The organism is Saccharibacillus sacchari DSM 19268 (genome assembly GCF_000585395.1).
Taxonomy (GTDB): Bacteria; Bacillota; Bacilli; order Paenibacillales; family Paenibacillaceae; genus Saccharibacillus; species Saccharibacillus sacchari.
Genome location: NZ_KK073875.1, coordinates 4596117 through 4617167 on the forward strand (window position 1 = coordinate 4596117; position 21051 = coordinate 4617167).

General features: G+C 52.0%; 18 protein-coding genes. All 18 read right to left on the bottom strand.

What is annotated here, in order from left to right:
- Window positions 1–284: 284 nt before the first annotated feature.
- Window positions 285–1064, bottom strand: coding sequence for a hypothetical protein (locus SACSAC_RS19890; RefSeq protein ID WP_037289574.1), 780 nt, complete (start codon window positions 1062–1064; stop codon window positions 285–287).
- The gene (locus tag SACSAC_RS19895; RefSeq protein ID WP_037289576.1) at window positions 1057–1935 is read right to left on the bottom strand and encodes an ATP-binding cassette domain-containing protein; all 879 of its coding nucleotides are present in this window, start codon (window positions 1933–1935) and stop codon (window positions 1057–1059) included. The genes SACSAC_RS19890 and SACSAC_RS19895 overlap by 8 nt, the downstream gene beginning before the upstream one ends.
- Window positions 1932–2309, bottom strand: coding sequence for a GntR family transcriptional regulator (locus SACSAC_RS19900; protein ID WP_037289578.1), 378 nt, complete (start codon window positions 2307–2309; stop codon window positions 1932–1934). The genes SACSAC_RS19895 and SACSAC_RS19900 overlap by 4 nt, the downstream gene beginning before the upstream one ends.
- A gap of 453 nt (window positions 2310–2762) precedes the next feature.
- Window positions 2763–4778 (bottom strand): serine hydrolase domain-containing protein, encoded by a 2016-nt coding sequence (locus SACSAC_RS19905; RefSeq protein WP_051507280.1) that lies wholly within the window; start codon window positions 4776–4778, stop codon window positions 2763–2765.
- 127 nt (window positions 4779–4905) lie between these two features.
- The gene (locus SACSAC_RS19910) at window positions 4906–5373 is read right to left on the bottom strand and encodes a hypothetical protein (RefSeq protein WP_037289580.1); all 468 of its coding nucleotides are present in this window, start codon (window positions 5371–5373) and stop codon (window positions 4906–4908) included.
- 119 nt (window positions 5374–5492) lie between these two features.
- Window positions 5493–6785 carry a slipin family protein gene (locus tag SACSAC_RS19915; protein WP_084778227.1) on the bottom strand — a complete coding sequence of 431 codons (1293 nt, stop codon included), beginning with the start codon at window positions 6783–6785 and terminating at the stop codon, window positions 5493–5495.
- A 987-nt stretch (window positions 6786–7772) separates the two neighbouring features.
- The gene (locus tag SACSAC_RS27780) at window positions 7773–8546 is read right to left on the bottom strand and encodes a DUF4253 domain-containing protein (RefSeq protein ID WP_084778229.1); all 774 of its coding nucleotides are present in this window, start codon (window positions 8544–8546) and stop codon (window positions 7773–7775) included.
- A 62-nt stretch (window positions 8547–8608) separates the two neighbouring features.
- Window positions 8609–9268, bottom strand: coding sequence for an ABC transporter ATP-binding protein (locus SACSAC_RS19925; protein ID WP_037289582.1), 660 nt, complete (start codon window positions 9266–9268; stop codon window positions 8609–8611).
- Window positions 9265–10083 (bottom strand): hypothetical protein, encoded by an 819-nt coding sequence (locus SACSAC_RS19930; protein WP_037289584.1) that lies wholly within the window; start codon window positions 10081–10083, stop codon window positions 9265–9267. Before SACSAC_RS19930 ends, SACSAC_RS19925 begins: the two co-directional genes overlap by 4 nt.
- The gene (locus SACSAC_RS27320; RefSeq protein WP_051507281.1) at window positions 10080–10901 is read right to left on the bottom strand and encodes a hypothetical protein; all 822 of its coding nucleotides are present in this window, start codon (window positions 10899–10901) and stop codon (window positions 10080–10082) included. Before SACSAC_RS27320 ends, SACSAC_RS19930 begins: the two co-directional genes overlap by 4 nt.
- Window positions 10895–12088 carry a hypothetical protein gene (locus SACSAC_RS19940; RefSeq protein WP_037289586.1) on the bottom strand — a complete coding sequence of 398 codons (1194 nt, stop codon included), beginning with the start codon at window positions 12086–12088 and terminating at the stop codon, window positions 10895–10897. Before SACSAC_RS19940 ends, SACSAC_RS27320 begins: the two co-directional genes overlap by 7 nt.
- Window positions 12085–13020 (bottom strand): ATP-binding cassette domain-containing protein, encoded by a 936-nt coding sequence (locus SACSAC_RS19945; protein WP_051507282.1) that lies wholly within the window; start codon window positions 13018–13020, stop codon window positions 12085–12087. Before SACSAC_RS19945 ends, SACSAC_RS19940 begins: the two co-directional genes overlap by 4 nt.
- 33 nt (window positions 13021–13053) lie before the next feature.
- Window positions 13054–13839, bottom strand: a complete 786-nt coding sequence (locus SACSAC_RS19950) for a hypothetical protein (protein ID WP_037289587.1) — start codon at window positions 13837–13839, stop codon at window positions 13054–13056.
- The gene (locus SACSAC_RS19955) at window positions 13787–14434 is read right to left on the bottom strand and encodes an RNA polymerase sigma factor (protein ID WP_051507283.1); all 648 of its coding nucleotides are present in this window, start codon (window positions 14432–14434) and stop codon (window positions 13787–13789) included. Before SACSAC_RS19955 ends, SACSAC_RS19950 begins: the two co-directional genes overlap by 53 nt.
- A 499-nt stretch (window positions 14435–14933) precedes the next feature.
- Window positions 14934–16271, bottom strand: a complete 1338-nt coding sequence (locus SACSAC_RS19965; RefSeq protein WP_051507284.1) for an L-lactate MFS transporter — start codon at window positions 16269–16271, stop codon at window positions 14934–14936.
- A gap of 154 nt (window positions 16272–16425) precedes the next feature.
- The gene (locus SACSAC_RS19970) at window positions 16426–17226 is read right to left on the bottom strand and encodes a LytR/AlgR family response regulator transcription factor (protein WP_037293365.1); all 801 of its coding nucleotides are present in this window, start codon (window positions 17224–17226) and stop codon (window positions 16426–16428) included.
- 2 nt (window positions 17227–17228) lie between these two features.
- Window positions 17229–18902, bottom strand: a complete 1674-nt coding sequence (locus tag SACSAC_RS19975) for a sensor histidine kinase (RefSeq protein WP_037293367.1) — start codon at window positions 18900–18902, stop codon at window positions 17229–17231.
- A 97-nt stretch (window positions 18903–18999) separates the two neighbouring features.
- Window positions 19000–21051 (bottom strand): ATP-dependent DNA helicase RecG, encoded by a 2052-nt coding sequence (recG, locus tag SACSAC_RS19980; protein ID WP_037289591.1) that lies wholly within the window; start codon window positions 21049–21051, stop codon window positions 19000–19002.

The following is a 21051-nucleotide window of genomic DNA, read 5'->3' on the forward strand; positions in this document are numbered from 1 at the left end:
TCCAATGACCCCCTTGATTATGCTAATCCGCTTAAGCTGCTACATGTTTCTCATCACGACACGCTTTCAAGGCATCGATGCCGTTCGAAAGGTGGAAGTATGCTTGGTTTCGATATTTATCGACATAATCAGCAGAAAATTTAGCATAAAAAGGAGGTACAAAAAGAAAAAGTGCAAAAGCATTTGCTTTTGCACAATAGAAACGTTTTTTTAAGGACTATAGACGCATTTGAACTTTTTTTCACATTTTCTTTCATTTAATGCATAGTCTGCTCTTGCACAATTTAGAACGTTCTGCGACGCGTGAACAGCCACGCACCTGCTATCCATACGAGACTCAACCCCAAATTAAGCCCGATCGCCGACACCAACGAATCATTGAATAGTAACGCCAGAAAAAAGTCGGCCACGTGTACCCGCAAAGACGCAATCGATGTACCGATCGGAATGGCCGCGATCAGAACCGTCCAGAGGATCCATGAGATCGGCGACTTTAATCCCGAGAACAACAGATTGAACAGCGTCAAAACAAAGAAGTAAAAAACGGTCTGATACAAAAAGGCTCCGATAAAACCAAACTGTTCCCAGTCGAACACTTCGATGAGGTTGTACGTCTGGCTGTAGGTGCGGATCACGTTTTGCTCGAACGGCCACCACAAGCTATTCACCAATGCCAGTATTATCGCGGACACGGCATAAACTCCGAGCAATCCGGCAAAATATCTGCGACGAGAATCCCCGAAGTTCATCATGGGACGGAACGTTTTTAAAGGCAGGATAATCGCTAGCAAAGGCAGCAGTATCAAAAGCATGTTCGCCGAAGATACATTGACGTTCTCCATCTCGGAAGGCACTTCGATCGACAGATCGTTATTGCCGGTAAGCTCCCGAAGCTCGCCCACGGCTGCGGCAATATCTTGCGCATCCTGCTGAGGATCGCTTCCGAGCGCCATGTTGATGGTAAAGTTGGCAATGACCGAGACCGCGATAGCCGCAATCAAGATCCATATCGCCAGTTTCATGCGGAGCCAGGATACCTGGAGCTGCACCTTCATTTTATTCATCCGTCTGTCCCTCCTCGATCAGGTAAGCAAAAAATTTCTGCAAAGGCACGCCTTCGACGGTCAACCCCTGACTTTCCGCGATCTTCCGGTCGTTCTCCGTCAAATCTCCATACACGATCGCCATCCCCGCATTTCCGTAACGTTCGCCGTGGATCACGCGCCTGCCTTGCACAAAGGTATCGAGCACCGCACCAAGTCCGCTAACCAGATGCGCACGCTCCCGAATTTGTTCAACCTCTTCCTGCATCAAAATGCTCCCCGATTCCATAATGAAGACTTGCTCGACCACGGTCGCGATTTCGTCGATCAAATGCGTGGATAACAAAATGGTACGCGGATGCTCGGCATAATCTTCGATCAGCGTCCGGTAAAAACGTTCCCGCATCAGCACGTCCAGTCCCAACACCGGCTCGTCGAAAATGGTCAAAGGCGCCCGGCTGGCCAGTCCGATCAGATTGCCGACCATCGATTCCATGCCTCGCGACAAATGCCGCATTTTTTTACGCGGATTCAGCTTGAACGTTCCGAGCAGCTTGGAAGCAAATTTCGCATCCCAATCCGGGTGGAACGCCGAGGCCATCTGTAACACGTCGCGAACTCTGGCATTGCCCGGGTAAAAGTTTTTCTCGCGTATGTAGCAGGTTTGTGCAGGCACATCGCCTTTTTTGAGCGGACTTCCGTGAACCGTGATTTCCCCGCCATCCGGAAAGATTCCGCCGGTAATCATGTTTAAAAACGTCGTTTTCCCCGCACCGTTGCGGCCCAGCAATCCATAAATCGTATGCTCGACAAGATCCATGTTCAGGCTGTCCACGGCATCCGTGCGTCCATATGATTTGCTTAGCTGTCTAACTTCCAAAACTGAACTCATTTGCGTTGTTCCCCCTTCTCACGCTTAATCATCTGAATCACGTCTTCGGTCGTCATCCCCAGCTTCTCCGCTTCTTCCAACAGCTTGACCACCAGATCACTGTAAAATCGTTCGCGGCGTTTGGCCATGATCTTCTCCTTCGCTCCGACGGCTACGTACATCCCCAGCCCTCGCTTTTTATAGATGATATCCTCATTCACCAGCAGTCCGAATCCCTTTACGATCGTGGCGGGATTAATCTGGAATATGCGCGAAAACTGAGTTGTCGAAATAATCTGATCTTCTTCCGCATAAGTGCCGTTTAGAATGTCGTCCTCGATTCGCTCCGCAATCTGCTGAAAAATGGGCCGGCTCTCGTCGAATGGAATCGGCATTGTTACCACCTTTCTGGTTTGTTAGTTATGTAACTAACCATAATGGTAGAGGTGGTTTTTGTCAATAGAAAAGGTCTGCGTAGATTCGCAGACCGGTTTTTGAAGTTCCTATTTGTTTTTTTTGAAAAGCTTAGGCGCTGCGGGAGAAATTACAAGCATATGCTTCCGAAGTGCATTTCTTCGAAATGCTTCACAAGACGCTGTCTCACTTGGAAAACTGGGATAAAATTTAAATGGAAGTTTTCCAAGTTCAAAGGCGTCTTTCACTGAATTTCTCCCTCCGCTAGAGCTTTTTTTATTACACACCTACACCTACACCTACACCTACACCTACACCTACACCTACACCTACACGATAAAGTTTAACGGGGTCTTTTCTTGGTGCAGAACATAGGTTAGTCAATATTTCGGTTGATTTGCATACTTCTCGAAAGCGAACGCCTCTTCGATTCTTTACTGCGTAACGTTGACCAGTTTGACCAACGTGATCGCGGCTTCTTGGCGCAGCAAAGGGGCGGTTGGGCGGTAGTTGTAGGTTCCGTCCGGATCGCGCTGCACTTCCTGGTCGTAGAGTTGGGAATCGATCATGAATTTGACGCCGTCGGCGGCCCAAGACGAAGGAGGATCCGAAAAAGTTACGGTACTTTCGCTTAGGGAAGTGCCGTAACTTGCCGAAGCGATGCGGAAGACCATCAATGCGGCTTCTTCGCGCGTGATCGGCTGGTCGGGGCGGAAGGTTCCGTCCGGGTATCCAGTGATTCCGCCAAGCTCGGTGAATAATTGGATGGCTTGGACATTGGGATCATCTTGGACATCGGCGAAGCGCGAAGGCGTGTTGAGGAGCTGACTATTCGCGACTTTGGCTAATTGTCCGACGAATTCGCTCCGGGTCACAGCTTCTTCCGGGCCGAAGTTCTTTTCTGATTCTTCGGTGGATAGGCCCATGAGTCGAATAGCTTCAATTGAGTCGGCATACGGGCCATCGGCGTCAACATCTTGATAAGCTTCGAAATCCGGCATTTTTTCATACCAAGTATCTTTATAATAATCGGAGTAGAGGTAATCGACCCGGCCTTCCTTGTCTTTATGGAATCCGACTCCGTTACCGTAAGTATCCCGGAAAAAATCAGCTTCGGATGACTGCGGCTGTAGTCGGAAATTCAACATTTCACTTGATTGAAATTGTAAAAATCCGTCGTCAGCCGTTACTTGGGCATACCGAGACGGTTGACGCAGATTGCGATAATAGCCTTCGTATTTTGCAAGTTCTTCGGTAGAAAGCGTTGGAAACTCTTCGTTGATCGACGTTGCTTCCGTTTTGGGATAATAATGATCCATGAAGCTTTTGAAAATCCCGTCGTAAGAAGCAAAAGTATCCGTATTGGTCACGAACATCGCGCCGACGCCTTGTTCGGGCAACAGCCACACGTAGGAATGAAACCCTCCCATGTCGCCGCCTTTGCCGGCTACGACTTCTCCGTTATACGACTGGCGCGAGAAAAACTCGAATCCGTAACCGGAAATGGGCTGCCGGTCCGACATTTTGAAATGAACAGCTTCCATATCGGTTATCGTATCCGACTGTAAAATACCGGTCTCCCCTTCACCCAGCATCGCCAGCATAAATTTCGCCATATCGGAACCTGTCGTGACCAAGCCGCCTGACGGCGCATAGGCCGGAGCTAAGCCATTTTTATAAACGTCGAGTTTCTGGCCCTCTGAACTGTAAGCATTCGCCAGACGACCCTCCGTTTGCTCCGCACGACCGAATCCGCTGTTTTCCATACCGAGCGGCTCGAAAATATTTTGTTTAATCACCTCTTCATAAGGCATATCCAAGACTTTTCCGAGTATGTAACCTTGAAGGGTATAAGCAAAGTTGTCGTAGCGATAGACGGTTCCCGGCTCGCGTACAACGGGCGGCATGGACTGTTCGACGAATTCGTCGAGCGTCTTCCGTGCCTCGGGCGGCATCAAAAGACTGATGTCCCCTTCGCCGCGTTCAAATCCGCTCGTATGCGTCAGCAGGTCAGCCATCGTGACCGGCACGTCCGTTTCATTGGGAATATTCAATCCGTCCATATACGTCTGTACATCGGCATCCAGGTCGATTTTTCCTTGCTCGACCTGCTGCATGACCGCGGCTGCCGTAACCGTTTTAGATACCGACGCCATAGCAAATAGCGTCTGATCCGCATCAACCGGCGTTTGCGTCTCGATATCGGCGTAGCCGTAGCCTTTATTGAGCAGCACTTTTCCGTCGCCGACAACCGTAAGCACGGCTCCGGATTGCTTGAAGCGGTTGGTCATCAGATTATCGGCAAACTGTTCGATCTCTGCCGGATCGCTTGGACCGCGAGGCGACGGCTCGGCAGCGGTCGCGGCTCCGGCAACTTGCGGAAGAACCAATAATACTGTCAGTAATAAGATTGCCGCAGGCTTCATCTTTACTCCTCGCAATTGGAACATCCTATTTCCTCCTCCTTGTTTTTTCTAATCCCTATCTATACGTTGCTAAATTGATAACGGTTTCATTCGCATGCCAAAAAACCGTCTTCGAGAAGACGGTTTCGGCATGCGACGCTTGGTTCGACGATCAATCAAAAGATTCGTGGTGCAGATCGAGCATTTTTTCCAACAACCAATTATCCCGCTCCAACTGTGAATAATCGTCGGCCTGCCATCGGCTCACGATTTCTTCAAGCAGCTGCGCGTTGTTGTAAATGCCTCGTTTTTGGCCGCCTTCGATCATTTGATCAAATAGGTTCAAACACCATTTGGACGATAGGAAAATCGGTGTCGACTTCGGACTCAGCTTGGCTTCGGATACGGATTGCATCATGCCGACAATCACGAACTCGTCGGGCCATTCGCCTCTTTTCAGCGAAGCGAAAATTTCAAGCTCCGGGCGGTCGTTGATCACCACAATGTTCGGAGCGTCGGCGATCGGATTCGGGGCGACCGGATAGACGCGTTTGTCGGAATCCGGCGTTTGAGCCGCATACGCGTTTCCGGAGCTCAACAGGATGGCTGCCGCAAATGCGGCGAAGATCGTTTTTTTCAATTCGCAGTCTCCTCTCGGTATGCAGGGTTCTTGATAAAGACGCGGAGCGGACGTAATTCGTTTGCCCAAACGACGAATTTCCCAAGTTTATTCGTCCGATCCGCCCGATCCGTTTCCCCTTAACCGAGCTCTTTTCGATCTTCCCCTTGCCGCAATCCGAGCAGCCCGTTCATCTGCTCAAGCAAATTGCCGCCGCCGCTAAGCGAAATGGTGCCGATCTTTTCGCAGATTTTCTCCACGAACTCCAATTCCTTGAGCCGGTACAGCGTCGCGTTTTCATCCATCAGCTTGGCCGTGTTCAGCAGGCTTCGGGTAGACGCAGTTTCCTCGCGCCGGGTAATCATGTTCGCCTGCGCCTTTTTCTCGGCCAACAGCACCGTATTCAGAATCGCGCGAATCTCGCCCGGCAAAATGACGTCTTTCAATCCTGCCGCAAGAAATTCAACCCCGTATTCGGCGCCGCTCGGCTTCAATCGACCCAGCACGTAATCACCGATCTCTTGTTTCATTTTCAGCAAATCATCCAGCTTCATCGTGCCGACATACTCGCGCAGCAGCAGTTGGAGTTGCACATAGACCTGCTCCTCGAAGCCTTTGATCTCCGCCGCGCGAAGCGGATCGGTAATCCGGTATTGGCAGACGAAATTCAAACGCAGCGACACTTTGTCCTCGGTCAAAATTTCCTGTCCCGTCATATCGAGCTGTTGGCGGCGCAGATCGAACTTTTTGACCGTGACGGCTTCCGAACCGCGCCAGAAGAAGCTGCGTCCCGGCGAAAGCTGACGTTGCAATCGGTTGTCGAAGTACAGCAGTCCAACCTCATGACTGGACACGTCGACCGTCTGAATATAATTCGCTCCGATCTTTTCCAGCAGCGCACGGTTCACTTCCGGTCCGACCTCCGGCGTTGTGGCATCGACACGGACAAAAGTATGCGTAATCGGCTCTTTCCAATAGGCGTACGTGCCGGACATCAATACATCACGGAATCGGCCGTTCTCCAAATGGATCACATATTCGCCGTCGCTGACCTCCGTCACGTTCAACTGAGCCATGAGATCCGCGTCATGACTGAACAAGCGCACATCCATCGCATCCGTCGCGCCAGCCAATGTTGGTCGATAATCAAACGGCTCGGTCGTTTTCTTGAATATCAATGTTCGAAGTCCTTCGCTCCAGGAAAAAAAACGATAAGATCCCGGCATCAGAGTGCGTACATAACGCCCTTGCTCAAAAAGCAAAGCACGCTCGTTATCGCCCACCTCAACCTTGCGGAATCCTGCACCCAGTACCCTTGTGCCGTATGCCCAGTTGTCAGCCGAATCGCTCGGACGGATATCCTTGCCCGGAAGCCCGGGAATTTTGCGCCCATGCGCTTGATTTATGTGGGATTGATGTTGAAAGTTTGTCATGAATAAGTTCCTCCTTGGAATCTTTGGGACGGAAGTTCGCCTATTCTCACGTGCGGAGCTTGGCTTAAGCCGATTCCGGTCGTGCAGGGAAGACAAAGATTCGTACAGCCGAAGATCGGTCCCGACTTCGAACCGACATCAACCTACTTTCCTTCTGCCTCTATGCCCGACCTTTACCGGCGAATCCGCCACGGCTGCAAAGCACACTCGCATATCGGACCCTGTATAAGCAGCACCGCCGGAACTCCTCGTCCTCAAAGATTTTCATTTGTGTCTCCATTTGAAGTGGAGAATGCTCAACCAAGAGCTCGCATCTAAAGCGAGTGGGGATTCGAACCCCGCAAATATTGCGCTTTTTTTGCGAATGCGGCTTCCGGTATACCGCCAGCGCATCGCGCCCGGCACCGCCGAACCTTATCGAAGTCCGTGCCTGGGGAACACATTCGCGAATTCCTCGTGGAATCTGTACCCATTATGTCCGATCCTTCAGAACTCCAACAGGGCGTAACTATGGCGACTGACTTTTTACGCAGCAAAAAAGCTGCCAGTTTGGCAGCTTGGATTGTCGAGAAAGTCACTTTGGCGAGGGAAGCGAGAAAACTCCGAGAGAAATTCGTTCAATCCGCTGTCTCACTTGGAAAACTGGATTTAAATTTGAGTGGTTGTTTTCCAAGTTCAAAGGCGTCTTGAACTGAATTTCTCTCTCCGTCTTCTCGCTTCCAGCTACGTTGGACTTCCTCAATACGTTAAGGCTGCCAAGTCGGCAGCCTTTCCCTTACTCCTATCAGTAAAGTTTGATTTGAAACGAAGCCTCCAGCGGAGGGAGAAATTCAGTGAATTACAGGATTTCGAAGAAAACCTGCGGTAACATTAAGCGCTATGTTGACGCCTTTGAGCGCGGAAAGCCGGAGGCTTTTTGCGCGAGACAGCGTCTTGAATGAATTTCTCCCGCAGCGCCTCGGCTTCCGATTCGAATAGGACTTTCCATCAATCCCACCAAAAGCTCCAGTTAGAGCTTCGCTTCAAATAAGCCGCATAGGCTCCGATCGAAGCGAATCCTTCGAGCACGTACGAACAAAACATAAAATGCTCGCGAGCAAGCTCCAACGCTTCTTCGTCACTTTCCGGCAATCGCGAAGCCCGCAGCAGCCATGAATCTTCGCTGACCGCCGTAGGAACAGCCCCGTACCGTTTTTGCCAATCCCGGAACAATGCCGCTTGCTCCACAGGTTGCGGACATTCGTTATAACCGCCCATCGGGATAGTCAAGGGAGCTGTCCAAGCATCCGCTTCCGGCAGATCCAACAGCAGCAGTTCGCCTTCTTCATTACGCTCCACCCAAGCCGCATTGGGTAAAGGCTCTTGCAGAACAGAACCCTCCTCTTCGACGTTCACAAGCTGCTCATCCATTAACTCAGGCTGCTCCGCCCATAAAGCCGCATAAGCTTTGTATGCAGAGCGCAGATCATCCTGCTTATGATCGATTGTCGGCAATCCGCTATCCGCAAGGGAATCGGCAACGACCTTTTTGAGTACATCCGATACAGACAGGCTCTCGGCCCGTATTAATTGTTCTTCAACATAGCTCCGAATCGAATCCTCACCGTCTGCCGCTTCCTCCAGCATTTCCTCAATGTTATCGCCAGCGACAACCAATACTCGATGCAGACCTTGGGACGCCTGTATCGGATACTGGATTTGTTCCGCCTGAACGACCGCTACCTTGTACGCCTGCAACAAGCCCAACACTATTTCGCTCACTCGCCGTTTCCTCCTTAACTCTATAGAGACATCGATTAAAACTCCTCTGTTTCTACTATAGGTCAAGTCAACGTTGAAACCAATTCCGGCTGTCTCTCCAACTTCCCGTCTTCGATCCGATACACCTCGTCGCACAACATCTCGATATCGTCCCGATGATGGCTGGTCAACAGAATCGTTCGTCCTTCCGTCCGAAACGCCATCAATAATTCTCTCACTTGGCCTACGCTGCGTTCATCCAAAGCGTTAAACGGCTCATCCAGAACTAACACTTGCTGCCCTTCCATAAAAGACTGAGCCAATGCGATCTTCTGCTTCATGCCGAGCGAATAGTGGCGCATCTTCTGACGCAAATCCGGGTCTAGCCCGACAGCTTTCATCGACCGCCGAATCTCTTCTGTGCCGATCAGTCCGCGAATTTGGGCAAGCCGGCGCAGATTTTCGTATCCCGTCTGGCTTGCCAGATAACCCGGACGGTCGATCATGATGCCGAAAGAATCCGGAAAACCTTGCGTACCGCGCCTATAAGCCGGATCGATCTCGATGATGCCGCGATCCGGTAGCATGAATCCGCAAATCATGCGAAACAGCACGGATTTGCCCGAACCGTTCGGACCGACAAGCCCATGGATCTTTCCTTTTTCAAAAACGGCAGACGCTTCCTTAAACAAATGAACGCCGCGAAACGACTTGCTGATTTTGTTCAACTGTATAACACTCACCTTAACAACCTCCTTTTTATTCGAAAGAGTCCTGCAAAAATGATCCGGTTACGCCTCAATGCGATCAGTCCGACGCATCCCAGCATCAGCAGCGGAGAACCGACGAATGCCGGCCAAAACGTACCGAACGTATGCCTCGCGTTGAGCAGCAGCAGCCAATTCGTGATCGACGCCCACTGCCACTCCGGGAAATGGGACTGTTTATGGTAAGCAATCAGACATCCGATCATCAGCCCGGCCGCAAGAAAACTGACCGTCCAGCTTTTTTCCGTATAGATCCAAGCCGTTGCGAGCCATACCGTGAGCATCTGTAAAAACAACGCCAATAGCAAAAACTGCGCGGCGATCGCCCCCCACGGCATCCAACCTTCTACGGCAAAAGAATGCGTGAAAAAATTAAGCCAGTGCGTAGAAGTCGTAAATTCGCTCCACATGTTCTCGAACGGCCTCGTTACAATCGTCGAACCAATCGCCAATCCCCATAGCATAAGCAGGATCACTAGCGGTACGCATAGCTTTTTGACAACCAACCCTAACCAAGCCCGATCATTCCGCACCCGGATCAACACGGTTGTTTCGCCCAATTCGATAATCGTCAGCAGCGAGAGCACCAACCAGATCGGCAGCAGCAGCCACAGCATGGCAAAAGGACTCATCACCTGATCAAAAACAATGTCCCAAACGTTATAAACACGATCTCCTTCATACATGGCCGCCTGATAGATAAAACTCGCTCGCTGCCGCCAACACCAAATCAGAAAAACAGCCAGAATCACAAGCCATTTGAGCTGAAAAATCTCATATTTGATTCTCATAGCAGCCGATTCACTTTTTCTTTAAATGAGTAAATGTACAGCGTCAAAGCTGCACAGCATAAAAGAATAAAGCCAAACGGAACGAACATCACCCACATCGGCTGCTGTACGGCGTTGAACGGAAAGACCGAATCGAAAAAATAAAATCGTCTGTCCGGCATTAGGAACGAACCGACCATATAGAGCAGAAAAGGAATGGATAGGGCAATAAACGAACGTTGAATGACCAGCAGCAGTAAAAATCCGAATGTCGCATACAGCGCAGCATTCAATCCGACCCACCCGGCACACGCGACTCCGTATACCCATTCCCCGTAAACAAGCAGCTGGTTCATCGTATGACGGCCTGCCTGCTCCTGAGTCCGCGCCGCCTCGTCGACAGGTCCGAACGTATTCGGGAAAAATTCGATCCAGCCGTAATGCGGAATGATGATATACGCCGCGATAAAGCAGAGCAGTACCGGAACCGCGAGAGCCGCAAAACTCAGCACGACGTTAGCCGTCAGCTTGATCCTCAGCAGCTTGCCTAAGGGCATCCGTATCCGCTCATAGATCAGAAAGCGGTGGTTCAACGTCTCGGAAAAAGCGACATCGTATACGGCAACCGCCGCAATAGCGAATCCGACCATAGGGATCACGTCCAGCATAAAGGTAAACACATCTATCCAATCGCTGAGCGAATAAGCACTGTGCGCAAACGCCAGATAGACGAACGGGTAGGCGCAAAATAGCACATACAAGATTAAACGAACCGGTGTGAGCATTCGGCGGATCTCGACGGATACGTTATAGGCGTGTGGAACTTTTTGACCTACCATCGGATGCGCCCCTTTTCCCGTTTCCAAGCGATATAAAGCAGTCCGCTCGAAATCGCCAGCAAAACGGCCAATTCGATAAACGTTTGGAACGGAGCCCGACCCAAGCCTACACTGAGAATATTGTTCAACATCGGATTCAAAAAGTAGTCGCCTTCAAAAAATAAAATCAACGTCAAAGCAACGGCTCCGGCCAACACGACATAATTCGGCGCAATAGATGAAAAAAATACGGTTAATAGCGCCGCGATCCAGCAAAGAGCAAATACGGCCATATAGGTCACCAACATATACCGCAAGAAGCTCATATCGTACCAGAAAAAGCCTCCTCCTTTTTGACTGATATCCGCTCCCATTAAACTCCATGTCCCGCTAAAACGATAGGCCAACAGCAAGGCGACCAACAGTACCGCCGCGACCAAGGTTCCCGCCAACAGCGCCGCGGCGACTTTGATGCGAAATACTCCTGTAATCCCCGCTTTCGAGGCTGCTTGTATTTCGCCGAGTCCTGCCCGACGGTCGCCGATATGAATGTGCATGACAAACAGCGAAGTGATCAGCATGGCCGTTATCGCAAGCCGATTCAAAAGATTCGTAGAATTATAGTCGCCTAAAAAACCAATAGGCAGCACTGAAACCCAGTCTCGACTTGTGATTTCCGCGATTCTTTTTGTCTCCTTTTCATTCATCCCGAACGTATTCAAAAAATCGTCTTCATAATACTGCACCCACTCGAACGACGCTTGCAGCTCCGCGAATAAATCGCGGGCCGGTCCCGCTTGGATGATTCGCCAGAGCTGCATCGTGCCGCCGTTCGCCATGCCGGATCGTTTAACGTATCTTTCGTAGCTATCCAGATCGGCTCTGGCGAATGCGGGCGTCGAACGAATATAAGCATCCGCTTCCGCAACCTTCGGCGCCAACGACCGTTTGAATTGTTCCGCCTCGGCTGCATCGATTTGATCTCCGTACTTCGCTTCCATGTCCACGGCAATTGCCGTATGCCAGTTTTTGAACTCCGAGCCGGGATACAATCCGTTGAACGGATACAACCATAACCCGCCGAGTAACAGCACCAACACCGCAAATCCAACCCTTTTCGGCATAAACAACTTCTTAAACTCCAGCCCGATCAAAGAAAGTTTCGACCTCCCGTAACCCTTGCCCGAACCGTTAGCCATCGCCTTCATCGCAGTCTGCCTCCTTCCCCGACACCGATCGGCTCATGCGAGAAAAGCCTCTGCTCCGCCGTTTGCCGTTCACGATCCCGATACACGTACAAAAACACGTCTTCCAATCCCGGCTTCATCGGCTCCCAATGCGGCAGCGTTTCTTCCCTCTCGGACACGAATCGCATCTGCCAACCGTCCGCTTCGCCGCGCTCGGCCAGAATCGGATAGTTTTTTCGAAAAGCTTCCACTTCCGTATCCGGAACCTTCGTCTCGTACACTTTTCCCGCCAGCATGGCGCAGATGTCTTCCGGCTTGTCTTTGGCAAAAACGCGTCCGTTTTTCAGCAGCACGATCTCGTTCGCGACCGACTCCACGTCCGAAACGACATGCGTGGACAAAATAACGATCCGCTCGCGGCCGAGCTTCGTGAGCAGACTGCGGAACCTCGCGCGTTCTTTCGGGTCGAGGCCGCCCGTCGGCTCGTCGAGAATCAGCACGCGCGGATCGTTCAGCAGCGCTTGCGCGATCCCGACCCGCTGAATCATGCCGCCGGAGAACGTCTTCATTTTTTTACGCTTGACCTCGCCGAGCGCTACCGCCTCAAGCAGAAGCTCGGAACGCTCCAAGGCTTCTTTTCGGCCCATCCCTTTGATCGCGGCAAGGTACTGCATATATTTAAGCGGCGTATCGCTGGAATAATAGCCGAAGCGCTGCGGTAAATATCCCAGCTGCATCCGATACTTTTCGTCCAAGGCGGCGATCGATTTCCCTTCGTACGAAATCTCGCCTTCCGACGGCGGAAGCAGGCCTGCCAACATCTTCAGCAGCGTCGTTTTTCCTGCTCCGTTCGGGGCAAGCAGACCGTAAACCCCGTTTTCGAACGACAAGTCGATTCCTTCCAGCGCAAGATCATTTCCGTATCGTCTGCTTACGGCATGTACAGTCAGCATCAACGCTCAACTCCTTTTCTTTTCCATGACCACTCAAGTCAACTTCGGTTTAAAATACAACAGGCGCCGGGCCTGACCCACGTAAACGGCGGCTCCCAGCAGAATCAACGCCGCATAAGCATAAACGGGAATGCTGGACAGCAAACCCAGATATCCGTGCGGCTGCGCGATCCATAGACCGACATTGAGCAGCGGCCACAGACCGACCAGCCCGTAACGGCTTGCAGCAGTCCGTCCGCGCAGTTGTCCGTACAGGAAAGCAGCGGCGAACAAAAACAACGACGACACCGACAACAGCACTCCGCGCAAAATGTCGACCTGCTGCGAAAATATCGCGATCCAGCACACGAATCCGATATTCAACACCAGCGAGACAGCGGCGAAAGTCAGCATGCGAAGCGACGCGAGCTGGTATACGTTGTAGCGGCAGGACATTTCGACCTGATACGTATCGCGCCTGCGCAGATCCGCAAAGAAAATAACGGAGACTGCCAGGTACAGCAAAGGCGACACGATGAAGATAAACGCGTAGATGCCTTCCGTATTGGCATTGGACAGTACGAACAAAGCCATAAAGACGAGGACTCCCAAGCCCAACGCCAGCACGAACACGATCTCCGTCAAATCCCGGAACAGATGCCGGAAGCCGAGCTGACGATACATCGCGCCTACCTGGCTTGAAAAGGAAGGACGAACCGGCAGCGCTTCATCCACGATAGAAGCGACGTGCAGCCGAATGTCGCGTTCGTTCGGATAATCGATATCGTCAAACGCCGGCCGTTCGCCGCTTCGAAGCTGTGTTTCCCGATTGTTCTTCATTCCGCTCCTCCTCGAATTTTTGTTTGATTTTGCGAATAGTCGCGTAGTAGTTCGTTTTGACCGTCGAATCCGGCAAGTTCATGATCTGCGAAATCTCGGCAAAGGTCTGCTCCGCAAAGAGCTTCAGCCTGACGATCTCCTGCGCGCGCCATTCGAACGTCCGCAGCAGTTCCAGCACCCGTCCCGCTTCATCGCGCCGTTCGAGTTCCAGCGTGAAGTCTTCGTTCGTCGAAAACTCGAAGTCTTCGATCGGATCGGTCAGCTTGGCATTCCGATGGGCTTTCGAACGAAAATGATCGATCACCCGATTCGTGGCGATTCGATATAACCAAGTTCGCAGCGACGCCGTTTTCCCTTCGAACGAACCGATGCTGCGCAGCATGCTGACGAATATATCCTGAGTGAGATCCAACGTGTGCTCCCGATCCTGAAGCTGACGGTAGACAAAAGCGTAAATCTCGCGGTAGTAGATCGAAACCAACTCGTCGGCGGCCGCACGGTCGCCTTTTCGTTGAACGCGCCGTATTAACCGGGCCTCATGTGCGTCTAGCTTTTTTTGTCCGTTGCCTTCTTCATTACTATAGGTTGTCTGCATAAACGTATTCCGCCGACCTCCTCTCCCCGATTTCCTCAAACCTTATTATCCGTCTAATCATATATGCGTTAGGCGCAAGCAAAAAGTCGGGAGTTTTTAATCTTTTTTTTAAAACACAAAAAAACCCCGACGTAGATTCGTCGGAGCTTAGTGTGTCGAGAAAATCCAACGTAGCTGGAAGCGAGAAAACGGAGAGAGAAATTCAATGGAGAAATGAAATGTTCGCCTTTGAAATCGGGAAAATTCCACTAAAAATTCAATCCTTTTTCCCGATTTCAACACGCGATCGGAATGAATTTCTCTCGGAGTTTTCTCGCTTCCCGCGCCAAAATGATTTTCTGGACAGACTGAAGCCCCGACGGGAATCCGCCGGGGCTTTTAGCCAACATCATATGTCTTTGTATCAGGGACCCGTTCGTTCCCGGCACCAAGCCGGAAAGTTCCGTAAACCGCTCGAATCCCCGGAAGCTTTTTCTTTCCAAGCCGATGCGTCCGTCGATCAGATGCCTTTGGTTTGCGGGTTAAGCCGCATGCCTTTTCCGTCTTTGCCTTGAGCATCTTTGCCGCGGGTACCTTTTCCAATCTCTTCGTCGCCTGCTGTCATTGCTTCGGAAGCAGATTCCGAGACAATCTGTGCGGCCATCGGTGCTTTGACCCACATGGCAATCAGGAACGAGATGGCACACAGCACGCCGATCACGAGGAACGTCGGTTTGAATCCGCCGAGCAGCGCCGCGATGAACGAAGCGGACAAAGCGCCGAGCCCGAAGCCCTGGTAAATCACGCCGTAGTTTTTACCCTGGTTTTTCAAACCGAAGAAGTCGCTGACGATCGCCGGGAATACGGTGATGTTGCCGCCGAAGCAGAACGCGATAGCCGCAACGCTGGCGAAGAACAACGGATAAGTCAATGTCGCGAAGCTGAGTACCATGACCGCCGCGAACGTAACGAGCAGCGCGCCGGATACGACTTTCAGGCGACCGACTTTATCGGACAGGGGACCGAGGATCAGGCGTCCGGCCGTATTGAAGATCGCGATCATCGCGACGGCGTTGGCGGCTGTCGCCACGTCCAGTCCCGCCAGGCGCACGCCGATGTCTTTGACGCTGCCGATCAGGTACAATCCGCTCATGCAGGCCGTGAAGAACACGACGAACAGCAGGTAAGCTTGTTTGGTTTTGAGCATTTCTTTGACCGTGAAGTCTTTGACGCGAATACCGGAAGCCGAAGCCGGAGTCGCCGCAACGACCGCTTCGCGAATCAGGAACGATCCGAACACGACCATAGCGAGAACGATAATGCCCCAGATCAGGAACGCTTGCGAGACGCCGCGCGATTCGATCATGGCGCCGTTGATGTATTTGAAAATCAAGCTGCCCGTGCCGTACGCGCCGACCGATACGCCGGACATGAGACCTTTATGTTTGGGGAACCATTTGATCAGATTGGACAACGAGCTCATATACGCTGTACCGTCCGCATAGCCAACCAGTAAACCGGCGACCAGATACAGCAGCCCGAGCGACGTGACCTGCGAAGAAAGCATCAGGCCGACGCCGAGCACAATACCCGAGGCGGCGATCAGTTTGCGAATACCGAATTTGTCCTGAAGCTTGCCGGAAAACAACGTGGCAAACGCGAGTGCGAAGCTGGTGATCGAGAACGTCATCGCCGTGCCGCCCAGTTCCCAACCGAATTTGTCCGCGAGCGGTTGGTTGAATAAACTCCAAGTGTAAATCGTGCCGAGTCCCATCTGTACGATGATGGTACCGATCACGATCCATAGGCGGTTAACCTGCGTCGAAGGGTTGTCGTTAGCTTTCGAAATGGCTTTCATCTCTATTCCTTCTCTCATTCGTTTTGCGTTTCGTTTGAACCTCTCTTATGGCTTAATTATAAGCTTGAGCGTTCGGATGAAAGCGTTTTTGGAATGAGATGCCGGAAAAGCGGAATGAAATGCACGGCAGCCGCCTTGAACGTTTTGAAACCGCTTAGAGCCGCATCAACTGCCGGAATTCTTTGGCTTTGCTGCGGCTGACCGGAACTTCCGCGTTCATGTCTCGCAATCGCAGCAGATACGTATTGTTGAACCACGGCACGATCTCGCGGATCTTCGACAGATTGACCGTATACGAGCGATGGCAGCGGAAAAACTTGTCCTGCGGCAGATTCGCCTGAAAATCGGAAATGCTCATGTGCATCGTATACTCTTCTTTGCGCGTGTACACGAGCGTCGTTTTCTCCTGGGCCGAAGCATAATAAATATCGTCCGCGTCGACTACGATGATTTTGTCGTCCTTATGGAGATTGATCCGATGATTAACCGCCGCAAGAGACGCAGAAGCTTCCGGACTCGCTTGAGCCGTCTCGCGGAATGCTCCGTTATGCGCGGAGATCGCTGCCGTTTCGGCTTCCTCCCGCTGCTTTTTCGCCGTAAACGCCGTTTCCAGCTTCATTAGCATCGCCGCAATACGCGGTTCGTGATACGGCTTCAAAATATAGTCAAACGCCTCGATCTCGAACGCTTCCGCCGCATGCTCCTTGTACGCCGTCGTGAACACGATGTAGGGTTTGTTCGCGAACTTGCTGACGCTCTTGGCAAGCAGTACCCCGTCGAGCGACGGAATATTGATATCGAGGAAAATGACGTCCACATCGTTCTCCTGCAAAAATTTCAGCACATCGATCCCGTCTTCGAATTTGTCGACGATCTGTACCGAGCTGTTTTTTCCGATCAGATAGTCCAATTCTTCCATTGCCAGAAATTCGTCTTCCACGATGATCCCTCTCATGCTCATTCGCGCTGCCCCTTTCCGACTGTAAAACCGATCACCGTGCCTTTATCCGCCCTGCGAATATTCACGCCTTCCCCGTAAATCAGCTTGAGTCGTTCGTGCACGTTCGACAGCCCGATTTTATTGGACGGCATGCTGCCGCTTTGGATGTGTTCCATCACGGACGGATCGATCCCCACACCCGTATCCGCGATTTCGAAGCGTACTTGGTCGCCTTCGTTTTTGACGCGGATCGTGACGATGCCTTTGCCTTTGTCTTTTAAAATACCGTGCACGATCGCGTTCTCGACCAGCGGCTGGATAATGAGGCTCGGAATTTTCACGTCCGTCTCGTCGTCGATATCGTACTCCACCTGAAGGCGGTTGCCGAAGCGGGCTTTTTCGATCTCGACATAATCCTTCACCTGCTGAAGCTCGCGATGTACCTCGATTAACTCGTCATTCAGCTCCAGATTATAACGCAGATAGCCGGACAAATTAATAATCAGCTCGCGCGCTTTGTCGGGATCGAGCCGGATCGACGAAGCAATCGCGTTCAGCGCGTTAAACAGGAAATGCGGACTGATCTTGGTCTGGAGCGCTTTGATCTCGGCTTTGTCCGCCATCGCTTTAATCTGCTCTACCCGGGACACCTCCATCAGCGTGGAAATAATCTGCGACAAGCCCACGGCCAGTTCGCGCAGCGAATAGGTGATCTGATGCGCATGCCGATAATAGATTTTAAGCGCGCCGGTCACGACCCCTTTTTCCTGAAGCGGGATAATAATCATCGACTTGATCCACTCGTTGCGGTGATCCGCATCGTTGTTGCGTATCGTGATGCTTCCGCTTCGGATCGACTGCTTCGTTTCCTCCGTCATGATCTCGTGCCCGATATTATAGCGCTCCTGCCCGAAGCCCGAATACGCCAAAATATGACTGGTGTCCGTGATCGCTACCGCGTCCGCGCCGATTTTTCGTTCGATGATCTCGCAAATTCGCAGCAGGGAAACGCTATCCACTTGACGAAAATACGGCAGCGTCTCGTTGGCGATGTCGAGCGCGAGTTTCGCCTGCTTGGCGGCCACGTTTTCTTTTTCCTCCTCGACGCTCTGCACCAGCATGACGATCAACCCGATCATCACCTGGGCCAAAATCATCGGTGCCGCGATTTTCGAAACGATATCCAGCCCCAGCTCATACGGTTCGGCCATCCACAAAATCAGCAGCATGGTCAAAGCTTCGCACAGCATTCCCGCGATAATGCCGTACAACCAGCGTTTGCGCTTGGCGACGCGCAGATGGATCACACCGGAGACGCCTCCTGCCACAATGCTCGTAATCAGACAAGGCAATGCCGTCACGCCTCCGATATCGATCAGGTAACGGTGAACGCCCGCAATAATGCCTGTCACGATCCCGACCCAAGGGCCGAACAGCAGTCCTCCCGACATGATCGCCACGATGCGGACATTCACGAGCGATCCTTCCACGCTGATGCCCATGTAGGTTCCGAAAATGGCAAACAACCCGAAAACGGCCGTAACCGTTACAAGATCCTGCGGACGATACTCTTCTTTTTGAAACACGGCTTTAAAGCGCGGGATGCGCGTGAGCACGAACAAACACATCAACAGCAGCGATCCCCGTTCGAACAACTGCAAAAAAATAGCCAGCGGATGCGTCGGGTCCATAGCGAAAATTCCTCCTTCCGGTTTTTCCAAAAGCAAAACCGCCGGCTTGCCCGCCGACGGTTGAAAAACGATAATTTTATGACCTATAAGCCCCGGCTTAGTCAATCAGCTCGCCGCGGAACTTCTCTTCCTTCTCCAAGTTGGCACGCAAGTTCTCGTAAGCGGGCGACGTCCAGAAAAACGAATCTTCAACCAGCTTCGCCGCATCGTCTCGCGCTTGCTCCAACACTTTGAAGTCGGCAACCATATCGGCCACTTTGAACTCTGGCAGACCGCTTTGCTTCGTGCCGAAAAATTCGCCGGGGCCGCGCAGCTCCAGATCGCGCCGTGAGACTTCGAACCCGTCGTTCGTGTCGGTCATGACGCCCATGCGCTGACGACCCATTTCGGATTTCGGATCGGCAATCAATACGCAATACGATGCATGTTCGCCCCGTCCGACACGGCCGCGAAGCTGATGCAGTTGGGATAACCCGAAGCGGTCCGCGTCCATGATGACCATCAAGGTCGCATTCGGCACGTCGACCCCGACTTCGACTACTGTCGTCGATACCAACAACTGCGTATCTCCGGCATAAAATTGACGCATCGTTTCTTCCTTCTCTGCCGCGTTCATGCGTCCGTGAAGCAGACCCACCTTGAATTCCGGCAGCGACTGGCTCATTTGCAGATGCAGGTCGATCGCATTTTGCACGTCGAGATTCTCCGATTCTTCGATCAACGGACAGATCATGTAAGCCTGCCGTCCTTGTCCCACCTCGCGGCGGATAAAGCCCAGCACCCTCTCCATCATCTCGTGCTTGACCCAATACGTTTCGATCGGCACGCGGCCTTTCGGACGCTCGGCGATTGTCGAGACGTCCATATCGCCGAACGCCGTGATCGCAAGCGTCCGCGGAATCGGCGTGGCGGTCATGGTCAGCACGTCGGGATTATAACCTTTCCGACGCAAAACGCTGCGCTGATTAACGCCGAAGCGGTGCTGCTCGTCCGTCACGACAAGACCCAGCGAGCGGAAATTGACTTCTTCTTGAATCAGCGCATGCGTGCCGATCAGAATATCGATCAAGCCCATTTGCAGGCTCGCCAACAGATCTTTGCGCTTGCGTCCGGTGACGCTGCTGGTCAGCAAACCGACGGTGATACCGAAAGGCTCGAACATTTTTTGCAAGGAACGCGTGTGCTGCTCGGCCAAAATTTCAGTCGGAACCATCAATGCCCCCTGGAATCCGGAACGAACGGAAGTAAAGAGTGCGATCGCGGCGACTGCCGTCTTACCGGAGCCGACATCCCCCTGAAGCAAACGGTTCATGCTGGACTCGGAACGCATATCTTTTAAAATCTCCAATTCGACGTTCTTCTGCGCATCCGTCAATTCAAAAGGCAGACTGCGCACGAACTCGCGAATAACCGAGTTAGGCGTCGTATGCACCACGCCGTCACGGCGCTCGCGATTCAGGGAACGGTACGCCTGAAGCTTGAGCTGGAACAGGAACAATTCTTCATACACCATCCGTTTGCGTGCTTCCTGGCCTTCGGCAAGGTCGCCGGGCTGGTGCAGCAGGCGGATCGCTTGCGGACGCGGCATCAGATCGTACTTTTTCACCAATACTTCCGGCAGCACTTCCTCAAGCTGATCGCCGTATTGGTCAAGCGCGCTTCCGATTGCTTTGCGCAGCGAATTCTGCGTCAGATCGCCGCCGATAGAGTAGACCGGTTGAAGCGATCCGCTGCGAATGACCCCGCGATCCGGAAATTCCGATTGCGTCACGTTCATCTGCAATCGGCGTCCGTCCCATTTGCCTGTCAGAATGATCTCGCGATCCAACTCCAGTTGATCCTTCAGATAATTGCGGTTAAACCATACGGCGGTAAACATCGAATAATCGGCCAACACCTTGCAGCTCAGCTTCGTCTTTTTGCCGAAACGCTGCACGATCGGCATGCCGACGATTTTGGCCTGTACGGTTGCTTTGTCTCCGTCTTTGACGTCGCCAAGCGATTTTTGCCGGTAATCTTCGTAACGAAACGGGAAATATTCAATTAAGTCTTTGACGGTAAAAATGCCAACGGCGTGAAGCTCCTCCACTTTGCGAGCGCCCACACCGTTGACTTCTTTCACCGGGATTTGGTCCAGGTGTATATTCAT

Coding starts and splice junctions, on each gene's coding strand:
- SACSAC_RS27320 (WP_051507281.1), bottom strand. CDS start 10,901: ATGGTAGGTCAAAAAGTTCCACACGCCTATAACGTATCCGTCGAGATC.
- SACSAC_RS19965 (WP_051507284.1), bottom strand. CDS start 16,271: ATGAAAGCCATTTCGAAAGCTAACGACAACCCTTCGACGCAGGTTAAC.
- SACSAC_RS19975 (WP_037293367.1), bottom strand. CDS start 18,902: ATGGACCCGACGCATCCGCTGGCTATTTTTTTGCAGTTGTTCGAACGG.
- SACSAC_RS19895 (WP_037289576.1), bottom strand. CDS start 1,935: ATGAGTTCAGTTTTGGAAGTTAGACAGCTAAGCAAATCATATGGACGC.
- recG (WP_037289591.1), bottom strand. CDS start 21,051: ATGAATATACACCTGGACCAAATCCCGGTGAAAGAAGTCAACGGTGTG.
- SACSAC_RS19905 (WP_051507280.1), bottom strand. CDS start 4,778: ATGTTCCAATTGCGAGGAGTAAAGATGAAGCCTGCGGCAATCTTATTA.
- SACSAC_RS19945 (WP_051507282.1), bottom strand. CDS start 13,020: ATGCTGACTGTACATGCCGTAAGCAGACGATACGGAAATGATCTTGCG.
- SACSAC_RS19890 (WP_037289574.1), bottom strand. CDS start 1,064: ATGAATAAAATGAAGGTGCAGCTCCAGGTATCCTGGCTCCGCATGAAA.
- SACSAC_RS19915 (WP_084778227.1), bottom strand. CDS start 6,785: ATGACAAACTTTCAACATCAATCCCACATAAATCAAGCGCATGGGCGC.
- SACSAC_RS19940 (WP_037289586.1), bottom strand. CDS start 12,088: ATGAAGGCGATGGCTAACGGTTCGGGCAAGGGTTACGGGAGGTCGAAA.
- SACSAC_RS19970 (WP_037293365.1), bottom strand. CDS start 17,226: ATGAGAGGGATCATCGTGGAAGACGAATTTCTGGCAATGGAAGAATTG.
- SACSAC_RS19955 (WP_051507283.1), bottom strand. CDS start 14,434: ATGCAGACAACCTATAGTAATGAAGAAGGCAACGGACAAAAAAAGCTA.
- SACSAC_RS19900 (WP_037289578.1), bottom strand. CDS start 2,309: ATGCCGATTCCATTCGACGAGAGCCGGCCCATTTTTCAGCAGATTGCG.
- SACSAC_RS19930 (WP_037289584.1), bottom strand. CDS start 10,083: ATGAGAATCAAATATGAGATTTTTCAGCTCAAATGGCTTGTGATTCTG.
- SACSAC_RS19950 (WP_037289587.1), bottom strand. CDS start 13,839: ATGAAGAACAATCGGGAAACACAGCTTCGAAGCGGCGAACGGCCGGCG.